At 71.1% G+C, this 23,957-nt stretch carries 20 protein-coding genes; 10 read left to right on the top strand and 10 right to left on the bottom strand.

Annotation, left to right across the window (positions count from 1 at the left end; all coding sequences use genetic code 11):
* The first annotated feature begins 13 nt into the window (after positions 1-13).
* The 4 genes from FDP22_RS22595 to FDP22_RS22580 all read left to right on the top strand — a co-directional run bounded on the left by FDP22_RS22595 (position 14) and on the right by FDP22_RS22580 (position 5,618).
* The gene (locus FDP22_RS22595; protein ID WP_138576875.1) at positions 14-1,297 is read left to right on the top strand and encodes a carbohydrate ABC transporter permease; all 1,284 of its coding nucleotides are present in this window, start codon (positions 14-16) and stop codon (positions 1,295-1,297) included.
* Between the two features lie 22 nt (positions 1,298-1,319).
* A complete protein-coding gene (locus FDP22_RS22590) occupies positions 1,320-2,549 on the top strand; it encodes a carbohydrate ABC transporter permease (protein WP_138577084.1) in 1,230 nt (409 codons plus the stop codon).
* A 4-nt stretch (positions 2,550-2,553) separates the two neighbouring features.
* Positions 2,554-3,612 carry an ABC transporter ATP-binding protein gene (locus tag FDP22_RS22585; RefSeq protein WP_138576877.1) on the top strand — a complete coding sequence of 353 codons (1,059 nt, stop codon included), beginning with the start codon at positions 2,554-2,556 and terminating at the stop codon, positions 3,610-3,612.
* Between the two features lie 332 nt (positions 3,613-3,944).
* Complete coding sequence (locus FDP22_RS22580) at positions 3,945-5,618, top strand: dihydroxyacetone kinase family protein (protein ID WP_138576879.1); 1,674 nt, start codon at positions 3,945-3,947, stop codon at positions 5,616-5,618.
* Between the two features lie 253 nt (positions 5,619-5,871).
* Here the strand turns inward: FDP22_RS22580 and FDP22_RS22575 are convergent, their stop codons facing one another.
* Positions 5,872-7,071 carry an MFS transporter gene (locus FDP22_RS22575; protein ID WP_138576881.1) on the bottom strand — a complete coding sequence of 400 codons (1,200 nt, stop codon included), beginning with the start codon at positions 7,069-7,071 and terminating at the stop codon, positions 5,872-5,874.
* 572 nt (positions 7,072-7,643) lie between these two features.
* Between FDP22_RS22575 and FDP22_RS22570 the strand changes: the two genes are divergently transcribed.
* The 3 genes from FDP22_RS22570 to FDP22_RS22560 are packed head-to-tail and all read left to right on the top strand — an operon-like array spanning position 7,644 to position 10,181.
* A complete protein-coding gene (locus tag FDP22_RS22570; RefSeq protein ID WP_138576883.1) occupies positions 7,644-8,714 on the top strand; it encodes a methionine ABC transporter ATP-binding protein in 1,071 nt (356 codons plus the stop codon).
* Positions 8,704-9,378 carry a methionine ABC transporter permease gene (locus FDP22_RS22565; RefSeq protein ID WP_138576885.1) on the top strand — a complete coding sequence of 225 codons (675 nt, stop codon included), beginning with the start codon at positions 8,704-8,706 and terminating at the stop codon, positions 9,376-9,378. Before FDP22_RS22570 ends, FDP22_RS22565 begins: the two co-directional genes overlap by 11 nt.
* 20 nt (positions 9,379-9,398) lie before the next feature.
* On the top strand, positions 9,399-10,181 hold the full coding sequence (locus tag FDP22_RS22560) for a MetQ/NlpA family ABC transporter substrate-binding protein (RefSeq protein WP_138576887.1): 783 nt from the start codon (positions 9,399-9,401) through the stop codon (positions 10,179-10,181).
* 366 nt (positions 10,182-10,547) lie between these two features.
* On the opposite strand, the gene nhaA is transcribed toward FDP22_RS22560, so the two are convergent.
* The 8 genes from nhaA to FDP22_RS22520 all read right to left on the bottom strand — a co-directional run bounded on the left by nhaA (position 10,548) and on the right by FDP22_RS22520 (position 19,172).
* Positions 10,548-12,356 carry a Na+/H+ antiporter NhaA gene (gene nhaA, locus FDP22_RS22555; RefSeq protein WP_138576889.1) on the bottom strand — a complete coding sequence of 603 codons (1,809 nt, stop codon included), beginning with the start codon at positions 12,354-12,356 and terminating at the stop codon, positions 10,548-10,550.
* 138 nt (positions 12,357-12,494) lie between these two features.
* The gene (locus FDP22_RS22550; protein WP_138577086.1) at positions 12,495-13,883 is read right to left on the bottom strand and encodes a GntP family permease; all 1,389 of its coding nucleotides are present in this window, start codon (positions 13,881-13,883) and stop codon (positions 12,495-12,497) included.
* Between the two features lie 118 nt (positions 13,884-14,001).
* Positions 14,002-14,949 carry an NAD(P)H-dependent flavin oxidoreductase gene (locus FDP22_RS22545; RefSeq protein ID WP_138576891.1) on the bottom strand — a complete coding sequence of 316 codons (948 nt, stop codon included), beginning with the start codon at positions 14,947-14,949 and terminating at the stop codon, positions 14,002-14,004.
* Positions 14,950-15,165: 216 nt separating this feature from the next.
* Complete coding sequence (locus FDP22_RS22540) at positions 15,166-15,534, bottom strand: DUF6285 domain-containing protein (protein ID WP_138576893.1); 369 nt, start codon at positions 15,532-15,534, stop codon at positions 15,166-15,168.
* Positions 15,527-16,555: a phosphotransferase family protein gene (locus tag FDP22_RS22535; RefSeq protein ID WP_346728845.1), complete on the bottom strand. Its 1,029-nt coding sequence runs from the start codon at positions 16,553-16,555 to the stop codon at positions 15,527-15,529. The genes FDP22_RS22540 and FDP22_RS22535 overlap by 8 nt, the downstream gene beginning before the upstream one ends.
* Positions 16,555-17,757 (bottom strand): acyl-CoA dehydrogenase family protein, encoded by a 1,203-nt coding sequence (locus FDP22_RS22530; protein ID WP_138576895.1) that lies wholly within the window; start codon positions 17,755-17,757, stop codon positions 16,555-16,557. Before FDP22_RS22530 ends, FDP22_RS22535 begins: the two co-directional genes overlap by 1 nt.
* Positions 17,758-17,808: 51 nt before the next feature.
* Entirely contained in the window at positions 17,809-18,576 is a 768-nt protein-coding gene (locus FDP22_RS22525; RefSeq protein WP_138576897.1) for an SDR family NAD(P)-dependent oxidoreductase, read from the bottom strand.
* A 239-nt stretch (positions 18,577-18,815) separates the two neighbouring features.
* On the bottom strand, positions 18,816-19,172 hold the full coding sequence (locus tag FDP22_RS22520; RefSeq protein WP_239032022.1) for a 6-pyruvoyl trahydropterin synthase family protein: 357 nt from the start codon (positions 19,170-19,172) through the stop codon (positions 18,816-18,818).
* 245 nt (positions 19,173-19,417) lie between these two features.
* On the opposite strand from FDP22_RS22520, the gene FDP22_RS22515 reads away from it, so the two are divergent.
* The gene (locus FDP22_RS22515; protein WP_430226115.1) at positions 19,418-19,945 is read left to right on the top strand and encodes a putative pterin-binding protein; all 528 of its coding nucleotides are present in this window, start codon (positions 19,418-19,420) and stop codon (positions 19,943-19,945) included.
* A gap of 6 nt (positions 19,946-19,951) precedes the next feature.
* A complete protein-coding gene (locus tag FDP22_RS22510; protein ID WP_138576899.1) occupies positions 19,952-22,357 on the top strand; it encodes a putative bifunctional diguanylate cyclase/phosphodiesterase in 2,406 nt (801 codons plus the stop codon).
* A gap of 81 nt (positions 22,358-22,438) precedes the next feature.
* Here FDP22_RS22510 and FDP22_RS22505 read toward each other — a convergent pair whose 3' ends face one another.
* A complete protein-coding gene (locus FDP22_RS22505; protein ID WP_138576902.1) occupies positions 22,439-22,723 on the bottom strand; it encodes a hypothetical protein in 285 nt (94 codons plus the stop codon).
* Between the two features lie 167 nt (positions 22,724-22,890).
* Between FDP22_RS22505 and FDP22_RS22500 the strand changes: the two genes are divergently transcribed.
* Positions 22,891-23,871: a LysR family transcriptional regulator gene (locus FDP22_RS22500; RefSeq protein ID WP_138576904.1), complete on the top strand. Its 981-nt coding sequence runs from the start codon at positions 22,891-22,893 to the stop codon at positions 23,869-23,871.
* Positions 23,872-23,957: the final 86 nt, after the last annotated feature.

Raw genomic sequence — 23,957 nt, 5'->3', positions numbered from 1 at the left:
GATCGACATGACCATGTCCGAACACAAAGGCCCGCCGAAGGGGGCGGGCCCGCTTGCCAGGCGCGAGGCGCGCCTGGCATGGGCCTTCCTCGCCCCCACCTTCGCCATCGTGGCGCTGATGGTGCTGCTGCCGCTGATCGCCAATTTCTGGATCAGCGCCAAGCCCGTGGGGCTGGCGGACCTGCGCCCGCCCGAACCCACGATCAACGAGCGCGTGCGCGGTGACGGCGTCGCCGCGGGAGAGGCCGTGGAGGTGATCTACACCGCCCGCAACTCCTCGCCCAACCTGCCGCTGCGCAACGTGGACTTCTCCGACACCATCCCCGAGGGCTTCACCGCCACCGTGGACGACCCGCGCTGCACGGTGGAGGCCACCGCCTTCACCTGCGTGATCGGCGACATGGAGCCGAGCGACCGGGTGCGCCTGGAGGCCGCCTTCGTGCCGGACCGCGCGGTGGAAGACCCGGAGAGCCTGCTGGAGGGCTCCGCACCGACCATCACCGGCTCGGGCGAGAACCCGCTCACCAACTTCACCTTCACCACCGAGAACTTCGTGAAGGTGTTCGACGCCGACGAATTCTGGGCCGTGCTGTGGACCTCGATTTCCTACACAGTGTTCGGCACCGGCGGCGCGCTGGTGCTCGGCCTCTTCGGGGCGCTGCTCCTGAACCAGCCGTTCAAGGGCCGCGCCTTCCTGCGCGGGCTGTTCCTGTTTCCCTACGTGGCCCCGGTCATCGCCGTCGCCTACACCTGGGTGACGCTGCTGGACCCGAACTCCGGCGCGCTGAACGCCATCCTGCAGCAGATCGGCGCCAGCCACGGCCCGATCAACTTCCTCGGCCAGACCTCCATGGGGTCGGTCTCGGTTCTCGGCTACACCATCGAGATGCCGATGGCGCTCACCACCGTGGTGGTGTTCGAGGCCTGGCGCTACTTTCCGCTGTCCTTCCTGTTCATCCTGGCGCGGATGCAGTCCATCAACACCGACATGTACGAGGCCGCGGAGATCGACGGCGCGACGCCCTTCCAGCAGTTCTGGTACCTGTCGCTGCCCCAGCTCGCCGCCATCCTGGCCACGCTGTTCCTGATGCGCTTCATCTGGACCTTCAACAAGTTCGACGACATCTTCCTGCTCACCGGCGGGGCGGCGGGCACCCGCACCCTCACCGTGAACGTCTACGAACAGGCCATCGGCCTGTCCAACATCGGCGCCGGCGCCGCGGTGGCCGTGGTGGTGTTCCTCGTGCTGCTGGCCTTCTCGCTGGTGTTCTTCCGCTTCTCGCCGAAGGAGGGCTGACATGACCACTTCCTCGCGTTCGATGATCGCCCGGGGCGGCTTCGGCTTTGCCTCGGGCACCACGGCGGCCGTGCTGGCCGGGGTGGTCTTCGGCTTCCTGTGGATGGCGGTGATCGGCGTCACGCTGGCGCTCGTCACCGGGCTGCCGGCGCGCCCGCCGCTGCTCGCCGGCATGCTCGCCGGGCTCGGCGGCGCCGCGGCAACGCTGGTGCTCTCCGGCGGGACCCGGCGCTGGGGGGCCATGGCGGCGGCGCTCGTCGTGCTGGTCGCCGCCGCGCTCGGCGCGCCCTTCGGGCTGCCGCTTGGCGAGGGCACCCTGTGGCAGGCGCTCGCGCTGCTGCTCTTCGCCGGGCTCACCGGCCAGTCGCTGTGGATGTGCCTCGGCGATGCCGTGCCCGGCCGCCTGCGCCGCTACGATTTCGAGCGGCTGATCATCCGCATCGCCAAGGGCGCGGGCTACATCGTGTTCAGCGTGTTCGTGGCCCTGCCCTTCTACGTGATGGTGATGACCAGCCTGAAATCCCAGGCGGCGCTGCTGGAGAACCCGCTCGACTTTTCCATCGACATCACCCGCGACGGGCTGTTCTCCAGCTACACGGAGCTTTTCACGAAGTTCAACTTCGGCACCTACCTGCTGAACTCGGGCATCGTGTCCTTCTCCACCGTGGTGCTCACGCTGCTGATCTCGGTGCCGGGCGCCTATGCGGTGGCGCGGCTGCGCTTCCGGGGCCGCGAGGCCTTCGCGCGCTCGATCCTGCTCATCTACATGGTGCCGGCCATCGTGCTGGTACTGCCGCTCTACACGGTGTTCAGCCAGCTCGAGCTGCGCAACACGCTCGTCGGCCTGCTCATCGTCTACCCGGCCACCACCATTCCCGTGGCGCTCTACATGCTGCAGGGCTATTTCCGCGGCCTTCCGGCGGAGATGGAGGAGGCCGGCCTCATGGACGGGCTCTCGCGGCTCGGGGTGATCGCGAAGATCACCATGCCGCTCAGCCTGCCCGCGCTCGCCTCGGTGAGCCTCTATGTTTTCATGATCGCCTGGAACGAGTTCCTCTTCGCCTTCATGTTCCTCGACGACCCCGGCATCTTCACGCTGCCCCGCGGCGTGGCCTCGCTCAACTCCTCGGAGCTGCCGCGCGAGCTGATGATGGCCGGCGCGGTGATCGCCACGGTGCCGATCATGGTGATCTTCGTCTGGCTGGAACGCTTCATGGTGCAGGGCCTCTCGGCAGGCGCGGTAAAAGGATAAGAAAATGGGTGCCATCCGTCTGGAAGCCGTCGAGAAATGGTTCGGCGCGGCCCAGGTCATCAAGGGCGTGGATCTGGAGGTCGCGGACGGCGAGTTCGTGATCTTCGTCGGGCCCTCGGGCTGCGGCAAGTCCACCCTCCTGCGGCTGATCTCGGGCCTGGAGGAGGTGAGCCGCGGCCATATCCGCATCGACGGTCGCGACGTGACAGCCGAGCCCCCCTCGGGTCGCGGCCTCGCCATGGTGTTCCAGTCCTACGCCCTCTACCCGCACATGACCGTGCGCGAGAACATGGGCTTCGGGCTGAAGACCGCCGGCGCGCCGAAGGCCGAGATCGCCGCGAAGGTGGACGCGGCCGCGCAGGTGCTCAAGCTCGAACCGATGCTGGACCGGCGGCCGAAGGACCTCTCCGGCGGCCAGCGCCAGCGCGTGGCCATCGGCCGCTCCATCGTGCGCGAGCCCTCGGCCTTCCTGTTCGACGAGCCGCTGTCGAACCTCGACGCCTCGCTGCGCGTGGAAATGCGCTTCGAGATCGCGAAGCTGCACCGCGACCTGGCCGCCACGATGATCTACGTGACGCATGACCAGGTGGAGGCGATGACGCTCGCCGACAAGATCGTCGTGCTCTCCGCCGGGCAGATCGAGCAGGTGGGCAGCCCGCGCACCCTCTACGAGCGGCCGGACAACCTGTTCGTGGCCCAGTTCATCGGCAGCCCGAAGATGAACGTGATGCCCTGCGCCGTCTCCGGCGCGGCCTATGCGCTGGAGGGCCATGGCGGCGCCGCGGCGCCCGCCCATGCGGCGCGCGCCACGCAGCTCGGCATCCGCCCGGAGCATATCTCGCTGGTCGAGCCCGGCCAGGGCCAGTGCTCCGGCACGGTGGAGGTGGCCGAGTACCTCGGCGCCGACGTGATGCTGTTCATCGACTGCGGCCCGCTGGGCGTGGTGAATGTCCGCCATGTCGGCGACACCAGCCTGCGCCCGGGAGACCGTATCGGCCTCGCCTTCGACCCGGAGCGCACGATGTATTTCGACGCGCAGGACAAGGCCCTCTGGGCCGACTGAGACGGCGTCGGCTCCGGCCGCGCCGGGCCGTGTCACGCGGCGGGCGAACCGGCGGGCTCTCCTCCCCCCGGTCCGACAGGCCCCCGCCGGCGGCGACACGGCCAGGATCTGCAAGGGCGCTCCCCGGTCCGCGGGGGGCGCCTTTCGCTTTCCCCCGCCGCCGATCGCGCTAGCTGCCCCGTGCAGATGTGCAAGTGCGCGCGGCCCCTCGGGGCCGGGACGGGGCTGGCCTCCGGCCGCCCGGCCCGCCATGCTCCGCCCCGGGGCCCCGCCCGGACGCGCGGCAGCCCGGACCCGCAGCGCATCCCGCGGCGGCAGGAAAGAAAGACCCGATGAAGAAACTCGTGAACGACATTCCCCATATCGTGCCGGACGCCCTCTCCGGGCTCGTGGCGCTCACCCCCTCGCTCGCCCTGCTGGGCGACGAGACCACCGTGCTGCGCGCCGACATCGAGGCCTTCCGCGCCGAGGGCAAGGTGGCGCTGGTCACCGGCGGCGGCGCGGGGCATGAGCCGGCCCACGCGGGATATGTCGGGCGCGGCATGATCACGGCGGCGGTCTCCGGCGATGTCTTCGCCTCCCCCGGCACCGACGCGGTGCTCGCGGCCATCCGCGCCGTCTCCGGCCCCGCCGGGGTGCTGCTCATCGTGAAGAACTATACCGGCGACAGGCTGAACTTCGGCCTTGCCGCCGAGATCGCCCGCGCCGAGGGCATCGCGGTGGAGATGGTGATCGTGACCGATGACGCCGCCCTCGGCGCGGCCGAGCACACCGCCGGGCGGCGCGGCATCGCCGGCACGGTTCTGGTGCACAAGATCGCCGGTGCGGCGGCCGAGGCCGGCCTCTCCCTCGCCGAGGTGACGGCGCTGGCCGAGAGGGCCGTGGCGGGCATGGCCACCATGGGCGTCGCGCTGTCGCCCTGCACGGTGCCCGCCGCCGGCACCCCGAATTTCGAGCTGGGCCCGCAGGAGATCGAGCTCGGCCTCGGCATCCACGGCGAACCGGGGGTGGAGCGCACCACGCTGCGCCCGGCCCGGGAGCTGGTCGCCACCCTGCTGGAGCGCATCATCGCGGACCGCGGCTTCGCACCCGGCACCCGGCTGGCCCTCATGGTCAACAACCTCGGCGCCACGCCGGTGATGGAGCAGAGCATCGTTGCCGGTGACGCGCTGGCCCTGCTCGCCGAGCGCGGCTTCGAGGTGGCGCGCGCCTGGTGCGGCACCTTCCTCACCGCCATCGACATGGCCGGCATCTCGCTCACCCTGCTGCGCTGCGACACCGGCATCGAGGCGGCGCTGGACCTGCCGGTGGACGCCCCGGCCTGGCCCCGGCAGGCGCTTCCCGCCACGCCCATGGTCCCGCGCCGCCTGCCCGCACCGCCCGCGCCCGACATGGCCGCCACGGCTTCCGGTGCCCCGGCCGGACCGCGCTTCGAAGCCGGGCTGCGCGCCATCTGCGCCGCCCTGCGCGACGCGGAGCCGGAGCTCACCCGCATGGACCAGGCGGTGGGAGACGGGGACATCGGCCGCTCCCTCGCCGCGGCGGCGGAGGCGGTGCAGGCCGAGGCTTCCGCCCTCGCCGCCCTGCCCCCCGGGCCCGCCCTGCGGCACTGCGGCGCGCTGATCCGCCGGGCCATCGGCGGCACCTCGGGCCCGCTCTATGCCATCCTGTGCACCGCGGCGGCCACCGCGCTGGACCGCAGGCCGGACGGCTGGGCCGAGGCCTTCGCCGCGGGCGTGGACGCGCTCTGCGGCCTCGGCGGCGCGGCGCCGGGAGACCGGACGATGGTCGACGCCCTCGCCCCCGCGCGTGACGCGGCGCTGGAGGGCGCCGGCCTCCCGGCGGTGGCGCAGGCGGCGCGCGAGGGCGCGGAGCGCACGGCCCAGATGCAGCCGCGCCTCGGGCGGTCGTCCTATCTCGGCGACCGCGCGAAGGGCCACAAGGACCCCGGCGCCGAGGCCGTGGCCCTCTGGCTCGAAGCCCTGGCCGCTGCACCACGCGGTTGAGGTGAACCGCCCGGAGGGCCGGTCGGCTGGCCTGCCGCCGACCCTGAGGTCAGGGCCGGCCCTGCACCGCCGGCCCGCCAGGCGCATCGGTCCGCGCCGCGGCGGGCTCCCGAGCCCGGCGGCGGGAGCTTCTGCACCCCCCTCCCGCCGCTGGCCTGCACCCGCGTCACTGCCGCCGGCGCTCATCGGAGAGGGTCGGCGGCGACAAGGCCGCGCGCTCGAAGGCGGGTGTGGCGGTGCGACGTGTCCGGCCTCAGCCCGGGGCGGAGGCCGGTTCCGTGTCCCGCGCGCGCAGGCGCAGGAGCAGCGCCACCGCCGGGCCGGCGAGGCCCAGCACCGAGGTGGGCCCCCAGCCGTAATGGCTGAACACGAAGGCCCCCGCCGCGGAGCCCAGGGCGCCGCCGATGAAGAATGTCGCCATGAAGAGCCCGTTCAGCCGCCCGCGCGCATGCGGGGCGAGGCCGAAGATCTCGCGCTGGCTGACGACGAGGTTCGCCTGCACGCCGAAGTCCAGCACGATGCCCGCCAGCGCCAGCAGGCCCAGCCCCAGCGCCGTGCCCGGCGCGCCGACATGGCTCAGCCCCCAGGAGGCTACCCCGAGCGTCATTGCCACCAGCGCGCCGCGCCGGCCATGGCCCCTGTCCGCCCAGCCGCCGGCCAGCGGCGCGGCCACCGCCCCCGCCACCCCCGCGAAGGCGAAGAGCGCGATCCCCGCCTGGCTCAGCCCATAGTCCGGCCCGGCCAGCAGCAGCGGCGTCGTGGTCCAGAACACCGAAAAGGAGGCGAACATCAACGCCTGCCCGAGGGCGCGCTGGCGCAGCAGCGGATGTTCGGCCACCAGCCCGGCCATGGAACGCATCAGGCCCAGATAGCCCGGCCCGGGCCGCGGCCGATGCACCGGAAGCCGCCGCCACAGCGCCACGCCCATCGCCGTCATCGCAACGGCGGAGAGGACGAACACCGTGCGCCAGCCGGCCAGTTCGGTGATCAGGCTCGAGGCCGGGCGCGCCAGCATGATGCCCAGCAGCAGGCCGCTCATCACCTTGCCGACCTCGCGGCCCCGGGTTTCGTCGCTCGCCAGATGCGCGGTGAGCGGCACCAGCATCTGCACCGAGACCGAGCCGAGACCGAGCAGCAGGCAGAAGAACAGGAAGATCCCCGGTGTCTGCGCCAGCGCCACGCCAACGGAGCTTGCGATGCCGACGCCGAGCACGCCGAGGATCAGCCGCCGGTTCTCGGTGAGGTCCGCCAGCGGCACGAGGAACAGCAGCCCCAGCCCGTAGCCCGCCTGGCACATCGTCACGATCAGCCCGGCATGGGCGATGGAGATGCCGAGGCTCTGCGCGATCAGCCCGATCAGCGGCTGGGCGTAGTAGAGGTTCGCGGCGATGAGGCCACAGGCCGTCGCCATGGTGAGCGAAAGCCGGCGCGTGAGACCGGGCTGGTCTGTCATGGGCGGATCCTTTCCCGCCGTCCGGGGAGCGCGGCGCGGGAGATTGCTGATGTCGCTGCGACCTGCCACGCAGCGCCGGGAGAGTGGGCCCTGCCTCGCGGAGCAGGAGGATTGCCGGATTGCCTCCGGCGCAGGTCGGCCCGAATGCGTGCGGGCACACATTTGATATCCACGCCGGACCCGCTTTGGCAAGGGGCCACGAGGCGCCGCCGTTCCGCACTGCGGCAAACCCCCCGCGATCCCGCGCCGGCGGGCGGCAGGCGCCCCCGGGGCGCGCGGGCACCGTCGTTCGGGAAAAGCGGGTGCCCGCGGGCGTGATTCCGCCGGCGGCGCGGGCGTGCAGGCCCCTGTTCCCGGCGTTCGGCAGGGCGGCGGGCGGAGTGCCGGAGCGCCCCGCCTGCCCGGCCGCGTGCCTCTGCCGGCGCCTTCGCACTTGCACACCGGAAGGCGGGGGCGTATCCACCGCCGATTGCGACGGATGCCGCCGCCCTGTCCGGGCCGGCCGGTCCGAAACGCCCAGGATGAACAGCGCTTCGGCAGGCCCGGAGCACCGGAACAGGACCGTGCAGGCCATGCAAGCACAGAACATTTCCGACCAGGCGGCGATCTCCTTTCGCGGCGTCGGCAAGAGCTTCGCCCGCAAGGGCGGCGACGGAGCGGTGATGGCGCTGGAGGGCATCGACCTCGACGTGCCGCGCGCGGCCATTTCCGGCATCATCGGCCGCTCGGGCGCGGGCAAGTCCACCCTGCTGCGCATGGTCAACGGGCTGGAGCGCCCCACCGAGGGCAAGGTCATCGTGAACGGGCATGACGTGGGCGCCGCCGGCACCGCCGAGCTGCGCCGCATCCGCCGCTCGGTGGGCATGATCTTCCAGCACTTCAACCTGCTCTCCAGCCGCACCACCGCGGGGAACATCGCCCTGCCGCTGGAAATCGCCGGGGTTCCGGCCGCCGAGATCGGGCCGCGGGTGAGCGAGCTGATCGAGCTTGTCGGGCTGGAGGCGCAGGCCGGCCGCTACCCGGCCGAGCTCTCCGGCGGCCAGAAGCAGCGGGTGGGCATCGCCCGGGCGCTCGCCACCCGGCCGGACGTGTTGCTGTCGGACGAGGCGACCTCGGCGCTCGACCCGGAGACCACCCGCCAGGTGCTCGACCTCCTCAAGCGCATCAACGCCGAGCTGGGCCTCACCATCCTGCTCATCACCCATGAGATGGGCGTGGTGCGCGACATCGGCTCCCACGTGGCGGTGATCGAGGCCGGCCGGATCGTGGAGGCGGGGGAGACCTACGCGGTGTTCTCCGACCCCGCGCATCCCACCACGCGCTCCTTCCTGAAGGGCGTGACCGGGGTGGTGATGCCGCGGTTCCTCTCCGAGCGGATGGTGCCGGAGCACGCGCCCGGCCTCGCCGCGGTGCTGCAGGTCACCTTCACCGGCAGCCATGCGACCGACCCTGTGCTGGCGCGGCTCGGCTCGGCGCTGGGGCTGGAGGTGAACATCCTGGCCGGCGCGGTGGAGGAGATCGGCGAGCGGCCCTTCGGCAGCCTGATCGTCTCCATCGACGCCACGCCGGAGCGGCTGGCCGCCGCCCGCGCCTTCCTGCACGACCACGGACTGAAGACGGAGGTGCTGGGCCATGTCCGCTAACCTGATCAACCTGCTGATGGAGGCCACGCTCCAGACGCTCTACATGGTTGCCATCTCCACGCTCATCGGCACGCTGGTGGGGGCGCCGCTGGGCATCTTCCTCGCCGTCTCGCGCCGGGGCGAGCTGATGGCGGCGCCCGCGGCGAACGCGGTGCTGGGGCTCATCGTGAACGCCACGCGCTCCACGCCCTTCATCATCCTGGTGGTGGCGATCATCCCGTTCACCCGGCTGGTCACCGGCACCTCCATCGGCACCAATGCCGCCATCGTGCCGCTCACGGTGGCGACCATCCCCTTCGTGGCCCGGCTGATCGAGAACGCGGTGCGCGATGTCGACAGCGGGCTCATCGAGGCCGCCCGCGCCATGGGCGCCACCCCGATGCAGATCGTGCGCAAGGTGCTGGTGCCCGAGGCCCTGCCCGGCATCGCGCTCGGCGTGACGCTCACCATCGTGAGCCTGATCGGCTATTCGGCCATGGTCGGCGCCGTGGGCGGCAAGGGGCTGGGCGACCTCGGCATCCGCTACGGCTACCAGCGCTTCATGCCCGAGGTGATGGCCGCCGTGGTGCTCATCCTCATCGTGCTCGTCCAGCTCGTGCAGACCGCGGGCGAGATGCTGGCACGCCGTTTCGACAAGAAGGCCCCGAAGAACCGGGGCCGCTGACTCCAAGGAAGGAAGCAGACATGTCCGCACTCAGAAGCGCGGCCCTCGCCGCCGGGCTCGGCCTGCTGGCCGGTGCCGCCGCCGCCGAGACCATCAAGGTCGGTGTCACCCCCGGGCCGCATGCCGCGATCATGGAAAAGGTCGCCGAAGTGGCGAAGGCCCAGGGTCTCGACATCGAGATCATGGAATTCTCCGACTACGTGGTGCCCAACCAGGCGCTGGCGGACGGCGACCTCGACGCCAACTCGTTCCAGCACCAGCCCTATCTGGACAACCAGGTGCGCGACCGGGGCTTCGACCTCGTCTCCGTCGCCTCCACGGTGAACTACCCGATGGGCGTCTACTCCAACACGCTCACCTCGCTCGACGACCTGCCGGACGGCGGTTCCATCGCCATCCCGAACGACCCGACCAACGGTGGCCGCGCGCTGCTGCTGCTCGAGAGCCTGGGCTACATCGGGGTGGATGACGATGCCGGCCTCGCCGCCTCGCCGCTGGACGTGACGGAGAATCCGAAGCACCTCGAGTTCCTCGAACTCGACGCCGCCCAGCTGCCGCGCTCGCTGCAGGACGTGGACGCCGCGGTGATCAACACCAACTACGCGATGGAGGCCGGGCTGAAGCCGGGTGTCGATTCCATCGCGCAGGAGCCGAAGGACAGCCCCTACGTGAACGTCATCGCCGTGCGTTCGGAGGAGACCCACGCACCCTGGCTGCCGACGCTGATCAACGCCTACCACTCCCAGGCGGTGAAGGATTTCATCGAGGAGAAGTACCAGGGCGCCGTCGTCACCAGCTGGTGAGCCGCCGCGCCCCGGCCTGACGGCCCCGAGACGATACCGCGCCGTGCCCGGCCCCCGGGCGCGGCGCGATGCCGTCCGGCGGGCGAAGAACCGCCCCCGGTGGCCGGGCGAGGCGGCCTGCTCGATGCCTCGGACCGCCCGACGCCGCACCCGTGATGCGGGGCATCGGAAACCGCCGTGCACCGCGCCGTCTCCCCCCACTCGGCGGGTGACGGGCGTCGCGGCCCCGGCTTCGTCACGTCGTTCAGTCGCCCCGCCGCGCACTCGTCCCGCCGCGTTCAGTCGACGTGTCGGCCGGTCGCCCCGCCGCTCCGTCGTCCTGCCGCCCCACCGCCCCGCCGCTCTGTCGTCCTGCCGCCCTGGCGCTCAGTTGCGCCGGCGCACGGCCCAGAGGATGCCCATGCCCACGGCGGCGGAGGCGGTGGAGGCCAGCAGGATGGCGAGCTTCACGCCCTCCAGCTCCTCACCGGAGAAGGCCGCCGCCGCGATGAAGATCGACATGGTGAAGCCCACCCCGGCAAGGCAGCCCGCCCCGAGCATCTGCGACCAGCGGATCTCCGGCGAGAGCCGGGTGATCCCCAGTTTCACCGACACCCAGCACACGGTGAAAATGCCCAGCGGCTTGCCGATGGCCAGGCCGCAGACCACCCCCAGCACCTCCGGGGAGGAGATCGAGAAGCTGGCGTTGCCGATGGCGATGCCGGTGTTGAAGAAGGCGAAGAGCGGCAGGATCAGGAAGGTCGACCAGCTCTCCAGCGCCCGCTGCAGGTGCACGCCCGGCTCGCGCAGCCGCTCCAGCGCGTTCTCCAGAATGGAGAGCGTGCCGTCGCGCACGGTGGGGCGCTCCTCCTCCCGGTCGTCGAGTTCGGCCTCGAACACCGCCGCGGTCTGCGCGGCGACGCCGTGCAGGTTTCCGCTGCGCCGCGAGGGGATGGCGATGGCGGTGAGCACCCCGGCAAGCGTGGCATGCAGGCCCGAGGCATGCACGAAGCCCCAGAGCACCACGCCCAGGATCAGGTAGGGCGTGCGGGCATAGACCCGGGTGCGGTTCAGCAGCGCCATCACCGCCAGCACCACCACGGCGCCCACGAGCGGCGTGGTCTCCAGCCCGTCGCCGTAGAAGGCGGCGATCACCAGGATGGCGCCGAGATCGTCGGCGATGGCGAGGGCGGAGACGAAGATCTTCAGCGAGGTGGGCACATGCCGGCCCAGCAGCGCCATCAGTCCCAGGGTGAAGGCGATATCGGTCGCCATCGGAATGCCCCAGCCATGCGCGGTTTCAGTGCCGAAGTTGAACGCCGTGTAGATCAGCGCCGGCGCGGCCATGCCGCCGATGGCCCCGATGATCGGCAGCGCGGCGCGGGCGGGGTCGGACAGCTCTCCGTCCACCAGCTCGCGCTTGATCTCGATGCCCACGATGAGGAAGAACACCGCCATCAGCCCGTCGTTGATCCACTGCTCCAGCGGCAGGGCGAAGGCCGACCCGTCCCAGGTGAAGCCGAAATCCGTGTCGCGCACCTGCTCGTAGGCATCGTGAAGGCCGATGTTGGCCACCAGCAGCGCGGCAAGCGTGGCGAGCAGCAGCACCAGCCCGCCGGAGGCGGCCCAGTGGAAGAAATCGTCCGCGGCGAGGCGCACGCGCAGGCCCAGGGGCCGCTTCACCGCCTCGATCAGCTCCACCTCGTCCCAGGCGCCGAGGTAGAGCCGCCCGTTGATGAACAGAAGCGGGGTCATGTTCCCCCCGGCCCGGGCGGCCGAGGCCTTGTCCGCCGCGATGCGCTCGGCCGTCTCCGCGCAGTCGAAATCGGCCTCGAAGCGTTCCATGTCCAGGCCCTGATCGCGCGCGAGCGCCATCATCGCCGCGCGGTCGAAGCTGCCGCGATGGCTGGTGAGGGCGGCATGCATGTCGAGGAAGCGCTGCTGCAGGCCGGAGGCCACGGCGGCGCGCGCGGCGCACTCGCTCTCGGGCCGGCGGGAGCCGGCGGGGTTCTGGCGGATGGCGATGACGGCGCCGGTCTCGCCCAGATATTCCATGGCGCGCAGGATGACCGCCCGGCCGCGGTCGGCGTGGCGGAAGGTGTAATCCACATACCACACCAGTTCCGGCCCCTTGCCCGGCTCGCCCACATAGAAATCACGTTCCGGATCAAGGGGGTCTCTGAGGTCTCTGGACAAGGCAGGCTCGCTTTCTGGCAGTCTTTCCGGCGTTCACATAGCCCGCCGCGCGGCCGTGGCGAGCAGGCTCCCCACAGCTCTACACCCCCCGGACGGGGCAGGACAGGCCCGGGCGCACAGCCCCGCCCCGCCCGCGGGTCAGAAGAGCGCGAGGGAGCCGAGCAGGATCACCAGAATGGTGGCGAGCACCGGGATCAGCACCGCGACCACGAAGATGTCCCCGTAGGACTGCTTGTGGTTGAGGCCGGTGATGGCCAGCAGGGTGATGACGGCGCCGTTGTGCGGCAGCGCGTCGAAGCCGCCGGAGGACAGCGCCGCCACCCGGTGCATCAGCCCCGGGTCGATGCCCTGCGCCTGGGCCAGCTCCATGAACTGCGCGCCCAGCGTCTGCAACGCGATGGACATGCCGCCGGAGGCCGAGCCGGTGATGCCGGCCAGCACGTTGGTTGCCACAGCCACGGAGACCAACGGGTTCGAGGACACGCCCAGCACCGCGTCGCGCACCACGGCAAAGGCCGGCAGGGCCGCGATCGTGGCGCCGTAGCCCACCTCGGAGGCGGTGTTGAACACCGGCAGCAGCGAGCCCATGGTGCCGGTGTTGATGCTGTCCTTCAGGCGCGGCAGGCGGGTGCGGTTCAGCGCGATCAGCAGCACGATGGAGAGCAGCAGCGCCGCGATGATCGCCCAGATGCCGCGCAGGGCGGAGATGTCCGTGGCCCCGAAGCGCGCCTCGGAGAGGTAGGAGGTGTCCATCCACGGGATCACCACATAGGTGAACAGCGCGTTCAGAACGATCACCGCCACCGCCGGCGCGATGGCCACGGCGAAGCCGGGCGGGGTGTCGGTCGCGTCCTCGTCCGGCGCGTCGGCGGCCACCGCCTTGTGCGCGCCGTAGCCCTCGCCCCGCGCGGCGGCCGCGGCGGCGCGGCGGTTCAGCCAGACCGTGCCGCCGAAGAACATGATCAGCCCCGCCAGCGTGCCCAGCACCGGCGCGGCGAAGGGCGTGGTGCCGAAATAGGGCATCGGGATGGCGTTCTGGATCGCCGGGGTGCCCGGCAGCGCGGTCATGGTGAAGGTGAAGGAGCCCAGGGCGATGGCCGCCGGGATGAGCCGCTTGGGGATCTCCGCGCGCCGGCACAGCTCGTTCGCGATGGGGTAGACCGCGAAGGCCACCACGAACAGCGACACGCCGCCATAGGTGAGCACGCCGCAGCTCAGCACCACCGCGGTGATGGCATGCTGCCCGCCCAGCCGCCCCACGATCCACTCCGCGATGGCGCGGGCGGAGCCGCTGTCGGCCATCAGCTTGCCGAAGATCGCGCCCAGCAGGAACAGCGGGAAATACTTGATCACGTAGCCGCCGAGCGCGGCCATGAACACCTGCGTGTAGGTGGCGAGCAGCGGTGTTCCGCCGCTCAGCAGCGCCGCCAGCAGCGCCAGCAGCGGCGCGAGAATGAGCACGTTTATCCCGCGATACGCGAGATACATGAGCAGGCACAATGACAGCAGGATGCCGACGAGCCCCAGGTCCATCCCGGTTTCCCCCCTTGTTCCGGCGCCCGCCAGTGCGGCGCCGCCCGGAAAACCATAGGCCGGGCCGCGCCGGGGTAAATAGCATTGAGCGGACGTCGACCGGCGCCCCGGATCACGGATCCGCGAGCACCCCGGCCAGGGCGGCGCGATACTCCGCGCCGATGCGCGCGCACAGGGCGGCGGCCCCGGGCAGGTCGGAGATGCCGCCCACGCCCTCGCCCGCGGACCAGATGGTCTTCCAGGCCTTCACGTCGGCGGCCATGTCGAGCCCCTCGTGCGCGGGCAGCGCGTCCGGGTCCAGCCCGGCGGCGAGGATGCTGTCGCGCAGGAAATTGGCGTGCACGCCGCTGATCCGGTCGGTGTAGAGCACGTCCGAGGCGCTGGCCGCGAGGATCATCGCCTTGTGCGCGGGCGGCGACATTGCCTCGCGCGTGGCGATGAACCGGGTGCCCATGTAGGCCAGATCCGCCCCCATGGCGCGCGCCGCGGCCACGTGCGCCCCGGTGTTGAGCGCCCCGGCCAGCAGCAGCGTTCCGTCGAAGAAGGCGCGGATCTCGGAGCTGAGCGCGAAGGGGCTCATCCGCCCGGCGTGCCCGCCCGCCCCGGCGCAGACGGCGATGATCCCGTCCACCCCCGCCACCGCGGCCTTGCGGGCATGGCGCAGGCTGATCACGTCGTGGAACACCAGCCCGCCGTAGCCGTGCACCGCCTCCACAAGTTCGGGAACCGCGCCGAGCGAGGTGATGACCACCGGCACCTTGTGGCGCACGGTCATCTCCAGGTCGGCGGCAAGGCGCGGATTGGTGCGATGCGCGATCAGGTTCACGCCGAAGGGCGCGGGCGCGGGGCCGCCGGCCGCCGCGATCTCCGCCAGCCGGGCGGCGATCTCGGACAGCCAGTCGCCGTAGCCCTCGGTGCTGCGCTGGTTCAGCGCCGGAAAGGTGCCGAGCGCGCCGGCGCGGCAGGTCTCCACCACGAGGTCCGGCCCGGAGGCGAGGAACATCGGCGCGGCGACGACGGGGAGGCGCAGCCGCCCCCGGAGTTGTTCAGGCAGGGACATGGCTGAGGGCTCCTTCGGGCGCAAAGCGGGTGCACCGGCGTGGGTGAGGGGGGCGGGCGCGAGGCGCCCCGGCGGACAAGGCTCGCGCCCGGGCGGATGGCGCCGGCGGGGGCCCCGCGCGCCCTGCCGCGCAGGCCGCGGTGGTGGCGGGTTGTCCCCGCGCGCAACGGCGTCGCCGGGTGCGCAGGGGCACGGCTGGGACGGCAGGGGCATGGCTCAGGTCTCCGGCCCGGGGCGGTCGAGCGCGCGCGGGGCGCTCTCCGCGGCCTTGTCACGCGCCAGCGCGCGCAGATGGGCGGCCACGGCGGCATGCCCGGGCCTGCCCGGATCGAAGGTTCCGGCGCGGATGTCGGCGGCAAGGCGCGCCGGGCCGGACACCTCACCGGGATAGATCGCCGCCAGCCGGGCGCGCCCGGCCTCCAGCGGGGCGTCGCCGGCCTCGATCTGGCGCAGGGCGATGGCGAGCGCGTTCGCCACCATCAGCCCGCGGTACCGGCCCTGGCCGTCCAGCCCCGGCAGGATGTCGGCGCGGAAACTCTCCAGCGCGGTGGCGATCAGGTCCGCGGCCCCGGGTGCGTCACGCATCGCTGTCCTCTCCCGTCATGTCCATGATGTCGAGTTCGAGCGCCGGCAGCACATGCGCGGTGAGGGCCAGCTCCAGGCTGCGCTCGCCGCCCGAGACATGCCGCTCCGCCTGCTGCAGCGCGATCACCGCCCAGCGGAGCGTGGCCATCACCTCCCAGTAGCGCACGCCGGCGCGCTCCAGCCTGCCGCCGGCGGCCTCGTAACCGGCGTAGAACGCCTCCCGCCCGGCGATGCCGCCGGCCTCCGCCGCGGCGCCGAAGCGCCAGCAGGGCGCGCAGAACCAGCCGATATCGGCCATCCCGTCGCCCCAGGCGGCAAACTCCCAGTCCAGCACGGCGGTGAGGCGGGCCCCCTCGACCATGTAGTTTCCGGTGCGGAAATCATTGTGGCACAGCACCGGGGGCCCCGGCGGCGGGGCCGTGCGCTCCAGCCAGCGCAGGCCCCATTCCAGCACCGGGTGCGGCGCGCGGTGTCCGTCCAGCCAGCGGCGGAACTCGGCCACTGCCGCCAGGGCCGGGTGCTCCGGCGGGGTGCCGAGAAAGTCGAGCCCGGCGCGCGGCGGGCGGATGGAATGGATGCGCGCCAGCTCCGCGCCCAGGCTCCGGGCCAGGGCCGCGCCGGCCTCCGGCCCCTGCGCCCCGCCGGGCGCCATCGCGCGCACCAGCAGGTGGCCCGCCGCCACGCCCGGGGCCCGCGCCATCACGAAGAGCGGCCGGCCCGTCACCGCGCCCCGCGCGTCGAGCCAGAGCGGCTCCGGCACCGTCACCCCGGCCGCGTGCGCCGCGCGGAACAGGGCGAATTCCTCCGCCCGACCGAGGCTTTCGGCCACGCTCGAAGGGGCGTCCGTGCGCAGCACCAGCGCCTGGTCTCCCGGCCTCTCGCCGCCCTCGAAGCGCATGTCGAGCGCCCAGTTCTGCTGGATCGCACCGCCCGAGAGCTTCGCCATCCGGGTGATCCGCGCCGCCCGCGCGCCGGCCTGCCCGGCCAGCCAGTCCTCCAGCGCCGCTTGCCACGCCTCCATCAGGCGCCCCAGCCCCAGAAGTCCCGCCCTTCCTTCGCGAGGAAGCGCGACAGCACCATCTTGTGCACCTCCGAGGCGCCGTCCACCAGCCGGGCCTGGCGGGCGTAGCGGTACATCCACTCCAGCGGCGTGTCGGTGGAATAGCCCTTCGCGCCGTTGAGCTGGATGGCGGTGTCCACCGCCTGCTGCAGCGCGTCGGCCACCACGATCTTGGCCATGCTCACCTCCTTGCGGGCGAAATCCCCCTGCTCGAGCTTCCAGGCCGCCTTCATGGTGAGCAGCCGGCCGATCTCGATCTGCATCGCCGCCTCGCCCAGCAGGGTCTGCACGCTCTCATGCGCGGAGAGGGGCGCGCCGAAGGCGATGCGCTCGCGCACATGCGCCTCGCCGATCTCCAGCGCCCGGCGCGCGAGCCCCAGCCAGCGCATGCAATGGGTGAGCCGGGCGGTGCCGAGCCGGATCTGCGTGGCCTTCAGCCCCTCGCCCACGCCCATCAGCCGGTTCTCGTCCGGGATCTCCAGCCCCTCGAAGACGAGCTCGCAATGCCCGCCATGCTCCTCCGGCCCCATGATCGGGATGCGACGGACGATCTCCCACCCCGGGTCGTCACGGTGGAACAGGAAGCAGGTGAGGCCCCGGCGCGGGTCGTCCGAGGTGCGGGCGACGAGCAGGAAATGCGCCGCCACCCCGGCCCCGGTGATGAACCACTTGTGGCCGTTCACCACCCAGCGGTCGCCGCGCTTCTCGGCGGTGGTGCGCATCATCCCGGCGGGGTCGGAGCCGGAGCCGGGCGCGGGCTCGGTCATCACGAAGGCGCTGCGCACCGTGCCGTCCACGATGGGCTGCAGCCACCGCGCCTTCTGCGCCTCGGTCCCCACCTTTTCCAGCAGCATCATGTTGCCGTCGTCCGGCGCGGCGCAGTTGAAGCAGACCGGGCCGAAGATCGAGCGGTTCATCTCCTCGTAAAGCGCGGCCATGCCGACCGGGCCCAGCCCCAGCCCGCCGCGCGCCTTCGGCATCTGCGGCGACCAGAGCCCGGCCGCCTTCACCTCGGCGCGCAGGCGCTGCAGGGCGTCCTCCGCAATGTTCTCATGCGCGTCGCGCGCGGCAGGGTCGGCTTCCAGCGGGATGATCCGGGTCTCGACGATGTCGCGCACGCGGGTGCGCAGGGCATCGATCTCGGGCGGGAGGGCGAAATCCACGGGGGTGGGTCCTTTCACGGCATCGGGCGCGGCGGCCGGGCGGCCCCGGCCTCAGAGCGAACTGGCCAGATGCCCGCCGTCCACGGCGAACACCGAACCGGTGACATACCCCGCCCCAGGCGCGCAGAGCGCCAGCAGCGGCAGGTCGAGATCGGACATCTGCCCGAGGCGGCGCTGCGGAATGCGGCGGATGAGCGCCTGCCCGGGCTCGGTTGCGAAGAAGGCGCGGTTGAGGTCGGTCTCCACGTAGCCGGGCGCCAGCGCGTTCACCCGGATGCCGTGGCGCGCCCATTCCAGCGCCAGCGCCGAGGTGAGCTGGACCAGCCCCGCCTTCGCGGCGGCGTAATGCGCCAGCATCCCGGCCACGCGCATCCCCAGGATGGAGGCGATGTTCACGATCACCCCCTCGCGCTGCGCGTCCCGCAGCCGGCGCGCACCGGCGCAGGCCACGGTGAAGCAGCCGGTGAGGTTGGTGTCGATCACCGACGCCCATTCCTCCGGCCGCATGTCCAGCGCGGGCCGGGTTCCGGAGATGCCGGCGTTGTTGAGGATGATGTCCGGCGGGCCGAAGCGGGCCGCGGCGGCGTCGAAGCCCGCCTCCACCGAGGCCGGGTCCGTCACGTCGAGGGAAACGGCCTCCGCGCTGCCGCCGGCCGCGCGGATCTGTGCGCAGGCGTCCTCCAGCGCGTCACGCCTGCGGGCCGCCAGCACCACCCGGGCACCGGCACCGGCCAGCACACCGGCGAAGTGCCGGCCCAGCCCGCCGCTGGCACCGGTGACGAGGGCCGTGCGGCCCTCCAGCGATATGGTGTAGGTCATGTGGCCGCCCCCGCTGCGCGGGGCGCGGCCGGCCGGCGACGATGGTCGCGGGCCAGCGCGCAAGGCTGTGCCGGCATGTCTCCCCCCTGTTCGTCTTGTTCTGCAGCCAGCCTAGACCGGCGCGCCCCGGCAGGTCGAGGGGCTTGCGAACCACGGACGCAACGTCCCGGAAGGGGGAGGTTCCGCACGGCGCGTTCACCCCGGCGTTACGGAACTCCGCGGGGAGAGACGCGCCGCGCTCAGGCGCGGTAGACGCAGCCCTCGGCCTGGCCGTCGATGCCGCGGCTGAGGGTGACATGGGTCATCCCCTCGATGTCGGGACGCAGGCGGGCCCAGATCCAGGCGGCGATATTTTCCAGCGAGGGGTCTTCCAGCCCGTCGATGTCGTTGAGGTAGGAATGGTCGAGCTGCAGGCGCAGCGCCTCGACATGGCGCTCCAGTTCATACAGGTTGGCGGCCCAGCCGAACTTTGCATCAGGCGACCCGGAGATATGGACGCTGACCTTGAAAGAGTGCCCGTGGAGCCCGGAATACGGCGGAAGCTGATGCGCTGCTTCGAAGGTAAATTGCTTGTAGGTTTCGATAAGTGCGGTCACGGTTGTGTTTCCAATGCAGGTGATCGTGTGTTGGACGGCCGGTATCTCAGTTACTTAGCAGCATGTCTGCGACCTGTTCGAGCTTGATATCGAGTAGTTGCATTGCTAGGGATCTACAACCGGTTGCAGATGGTTATGGTCCACGTCTCCAATGTTTGCAAGCCGTTAGCCTACAGACGGACATACCGGTGACTGCCACACCTCTGTAACGCACGGATGGTGGGCCGACAAAAGGAGAAAATGCCATGAATCCGATCAGAAGACAGCTGGTATGGCTTGCCGGAACAGCCCTTCTCCTGCCCGCAATGCTTGCGGGAAGCGTCGCCGCCGCTGACCCGCTGCCGATTCCGGACGGTCCGCCACTGCTGACCATCGAAGGCAACATTTCCAACACGAACGTCGGCGACACCGCGCAGTTCGACCGCGCGATGCTCGAAAGCATCGGCATGGTGTCCTTCACGACGACCACGCCCTGGTTCACCGGCGAGACCACGTTCGAGGGCGTTCCGATGGCGAAGCTGCTCGACCTCGTGGGGGCCGAAGGCACCAGGATCGAGGCCGTGGCGCTGAACGATTATCGGACGGAAGTTCCGATAGCAGATTTTGCCAAGTACGGAACTATTCTCGCGCTCAAGCGCGATGGCGCCTACATGCCGATCCGCGACAAGGGCCCCCTGTTCATCGTGTACGATTACGACAGCGCGTCTGAACTGCAGTCCCAGGACTTTTATTCGCGATCAGTCTGGCAGCTGGCCCGAATCGTCGTGAAATAAGGTCGGATGCTCGGGTTCTTCACCAGGAGCGTTCCCGGTCCCGGCGCGGCAGTCCGAGCTATCCGCATCGTACTGGCCGTCGTGATGATCTGCCTGCTGTCCGCGGCCTCCTACATCTCGGTCCTCGTGCTCAAGCGCCAGGCGGCCCTCAGCCATGTCTCGCGCTATGATGTCGCCTTCAGCGCAGCCCAGGGGCTGAGCGAATTCCTGCGCCTGCGCGGCGAGCTCTACGAACTGGCGCTGGAGCCCGACTCACCCAGCGCCGCCGACGCCGTGCGGCTGCGCTACGAGATCCTGCTCAGCCGGCTGTCGCTGTTCGAGGCGGGGGATTTCATCACCTTCGTCCAGGAGGACCCGGAGCGCGCCGAGACGGTGAAGCAGATTTCCGACCGGCTCTTCGGCCTCGACAGCGTGATCGACGACCCGGCCCACACCCGCGAGGCCCTGGCGGCCACCCGCCCGCTGGAGGCGAGCTTCACCGGCCTCGTCTCGGCGGCCAACAGCTACGGCGGCTCGCAGGTGGCGCGCGAGCAGCGTGAGCTGTTCCAGCTCCACTGGGAATTCACCGGGCTCGCCATCTCGCTGGCGGTGGGCGGCTTCATCCTGTTCGTGCTCAATGCCTGGCAGAACCGCCTGCTGGTGGTGGCCCAGAAGTCCCTCGCGGAGACCAACGCGGAGCTGCGCGAGGCCGGCGCGGACCTCGCCGCCGCCGTCACCGAGAAGCAGCAGGCGAACGTGGAGCTCACCGTCCAGAACGGGCTGTTCGAGACCGCGCTGGACAACATGTCCCACGGGCTGGCGATGTTCGATGCCACCGGCCGGGTGATCGTGAGCAACCGGCGGATGGCCGAGATCTTCCGCCTGAAGGTGGAGCGGCTGCGCCCCGGCGCGGAGCTGGCCGAGCTGGAGAAGGCGCTGATCGACGCCGGGGCCTGCTCCGCCCAGGACGCCCGGGAGATCCTCTCGCAACACACGATGAGCGGCGCCGCGTCGGAGCCGGAGTCCTTCGTGCTGCACCTGCAGGACGGGCGGACCATCATGCTCTCGCGCCAGCCCATGGCGGGCGGCGGCTGGACGGCCACCTACGAGGACATCACCGAGCGCCACCGCGCCCAGGCCCAGATCTACCACATGGCCCGGCATGACGTGCTCACCGACCTGCCGAACCGCACCCTGCTGCTGGAGCGCTTCCAGACCACGCTGCTGCGCGACCGGGCCGCAGAGCGGCTCACCGCGGTGATGTGCATCGACCTCGACAACTTCAAGAAGATCAACGACACCTTCGGCCACCCGTTCGGCGACAAGCTGCTGTGCCAGGCCGCGCTGCGCCTGCGCGCGATCTTCCGCGACGGCGACACGATCTCCCGCGTGGGGGGGGACGAGTTCACCGTGGTCTACGGCGGGCTCACCTCCGCCGAGCAGGCGAATGCCATCGCCGAGCGGCTGGCCGACGCCCTGTCCGAGCCCTATTACATCGGCGGCCACGAGGTGTTCTGCGCCGGCAGCATCGGCATCGCGGTGAGCGAGAACACAGCCGAGAGCGTGGACGAACTGCTGGTGAACGCCGATCTCGCGCTCTACCAGGCGAAGGCCGCCGGGCGCGCCACCTACACGTTCTACACCTCCGACATGCTGGTGCGCACCAAGCGGCGCGGCCGCATCGAGTCCACCCTGCTGTCGGAGAGCTTCGGCGAGCAGTTCCACCTCGCCTTCCAGCCGATCACCGATCTCGCCACCGGGCGGGTCACCTCCGTGGAGGGGCTGGTGCGCTGGCGCCATGCCGCGGCGGACCGCGTCTCGCCGCAGGAGGTGATCACGGTGGCCGAGGAAACCGGGCTCATCGTCGATCTCGGCGCCTGGGTGCTGCACGAGGCCTGCGAGATCGCCACAACGCTGCCCGAGGAGATCAACATGGCGGTGAACCTCTCACCGCTGCAGTTCGGACGCTCCAACATCGTCGACATCGTGTCGCGCACGCTGAAGGACACCGGGCTCCCGGCGCGGCGGCTGGACCTGGAGATCACCGAGACGCTGCTGCTGGAGGACAGTCCGCGCATCGTGGACGACCTGCGCGCCCTGCGGGCGCTCGGCGCCCGGCTGTCCCTGGACGATTTCGGAACCGGCTATTCCTCGCTGCGCTACCTGCGCCGCTTCGCGGTGGACAAGATCAAGATCGACCGGTCCTTCATCGAGGAGATCGGCCGGAACCGCGATCATTCCTCGATCGTCCATGCCATCATCAACATGGCGAACAGCCTCGGCATCCGCACCGTAGCCGAGGGGGTGGAGACGGCCGAACAGCTGGAGATCGTGCGCGCCGCCGGGTGTTCCGAGGTGCAGGGCTACCTGATCAGCCGGCCGCTGCGCAAAGCCGAGCTGGACCGGTTCCTGACGGATCGCCCCGGCTGGTAGGCCTTCCGGGGCGCGGACAGGACCTGAGCGCGCGGGCCGGCGCGGCGGGTTGCCCCGGCCCGTCTCGTCCTGTCGGCGGCATCACATGCCGCTGCGCCGGTTCCACTGCGCGAGGCGCTGCAATTCCTCCGCCGCGTTGCACGACAGCGGCAGGCCCGCGGCCTGTTCCACGTCATGCCGCGTGACGCCGAGATCGCGCAGAACCCACTCATCCTTGTAGAGCAGGCCCCTGAAGGCCGCGCGGTCCAGCCGCTGCTGGCGGCGCAGCGCGCTTCGCGCCGCGAAAGCCGCCCGCCAGGAGGCGATCCGCTGCAGGGCGCCGTTCGGTCCGGGGCGCGCCGGGATGTCCGAAAATGTGCAGGTCATCTGCCAGTCCTCCGTGATGGCGTGTGCGATGTCCGGAACATGGCGCCGGGAGACACTTCAATCAAACGAATAGATCTGTTATCATGATTCAGGAAAATTGAAACACGGCGCCCGCATACCCCTGCCCTGCCCCCCGCACGCCCCTGCCCTGCCGAAGGAGCATCGCCATGAACCGACCGGACAGCAGCATCACGGCCGAGACCGGCCCGGACGCCCCCGGGCCGGAGCTTCACGCCGCCCTGGGGCGGGTGGACGCGGACCTGCTGCGCACCTTCGTCGCCATCGTGGAGACCGGCAGCTTCTCACGCGCCGCCGAACGGGTGGCGCGCACGCCCTCCGCGGTGTCCATGCAGGTGAAGAAGCTGGAGCAGATGCTCTCCGCCACCCTGCTGGAGCGGGATTCGCGCGCCGTCACCCTCACGCCCCAGGGCGAGGTGCTGCTGCCCTATGCCCGGCGCATCCTCGCGCTCACGGGGGAGCTGATGGCGCGCTTTCGCAGCGCGGAGATGTCCGGCACCGTGCGGCTGGGCGCGCCGGACGACCTCGGCGCGCTGGTGCTGCCCGATGTGCTGAGCCAGTTCGCCTGCACGCATCCCAACGTGGCGGTGGACGTGGTGATCGGCTCCTCGGAGGAGCTGTCCCGGCGCCATGCCGCCGGGCTGCTCGACGTCGCCCTGGTCTATGCCCAGCCGGGCGCGCCGCTGACAAGGGGTTCGGAAATCCTGCTGGAAACGCCGCTGATCTGGACCGGGTGCCGCGGGGGCGCTGCCTGGCAGCGCTCGCCCCTGCCGCTGGCGATGTGGGACCAGACCTGCGCCTGGCGCCTCGGCGCGGTGGAGGCGCTGGAACAGGCTGGGCGGACCTTCCGCTTCGCCTATGTCAGCGCCAATTTCAGCGTTCAGATGAGCGCGGTCTCCGCCGATCTCGCCATCGCGCCGGTGCCCGCCTTCCTCATCGCGCCGCCGCTGGAGGGGTTGGACGGCACCTGTGGCCTTCCCCCGCTGCCCTCGGTGCAGATCCGCAATCTGGAGCGCCCCGGCGCCGACTGCCGGGTGCAGGCCGTCGCCACGCTGCTCCGGCGCAGCTTCGACCCGTGGCAGCGCGCGCGCCCCTCGCGCCACGGCCTGAACGACGCCGCCTGCGCCTGAGGCCGGCCGGCCCGGACACGCGCCTCCCACGGCATTCTGCGCGCATGGCAAGGAACTTTTCCGCCGGTCACACGTTCTTGAAAGGA

Source organism: Paroceanicella profunda, assembly GCF_005887635.2.
Classification (GTDB): domain Bacteria; phylum Pseudomonadota; class Alphaproteobacteria; order Rhodobacterales; family Rhodobacteraceae; genus Paroceanicella; species Paroceanicella profunda.
The sequence above is the reverse complement of the archived record's forward strand: the minus strand, read 5'-3'. Positions and strand labels throughout refer to the sequence as shown.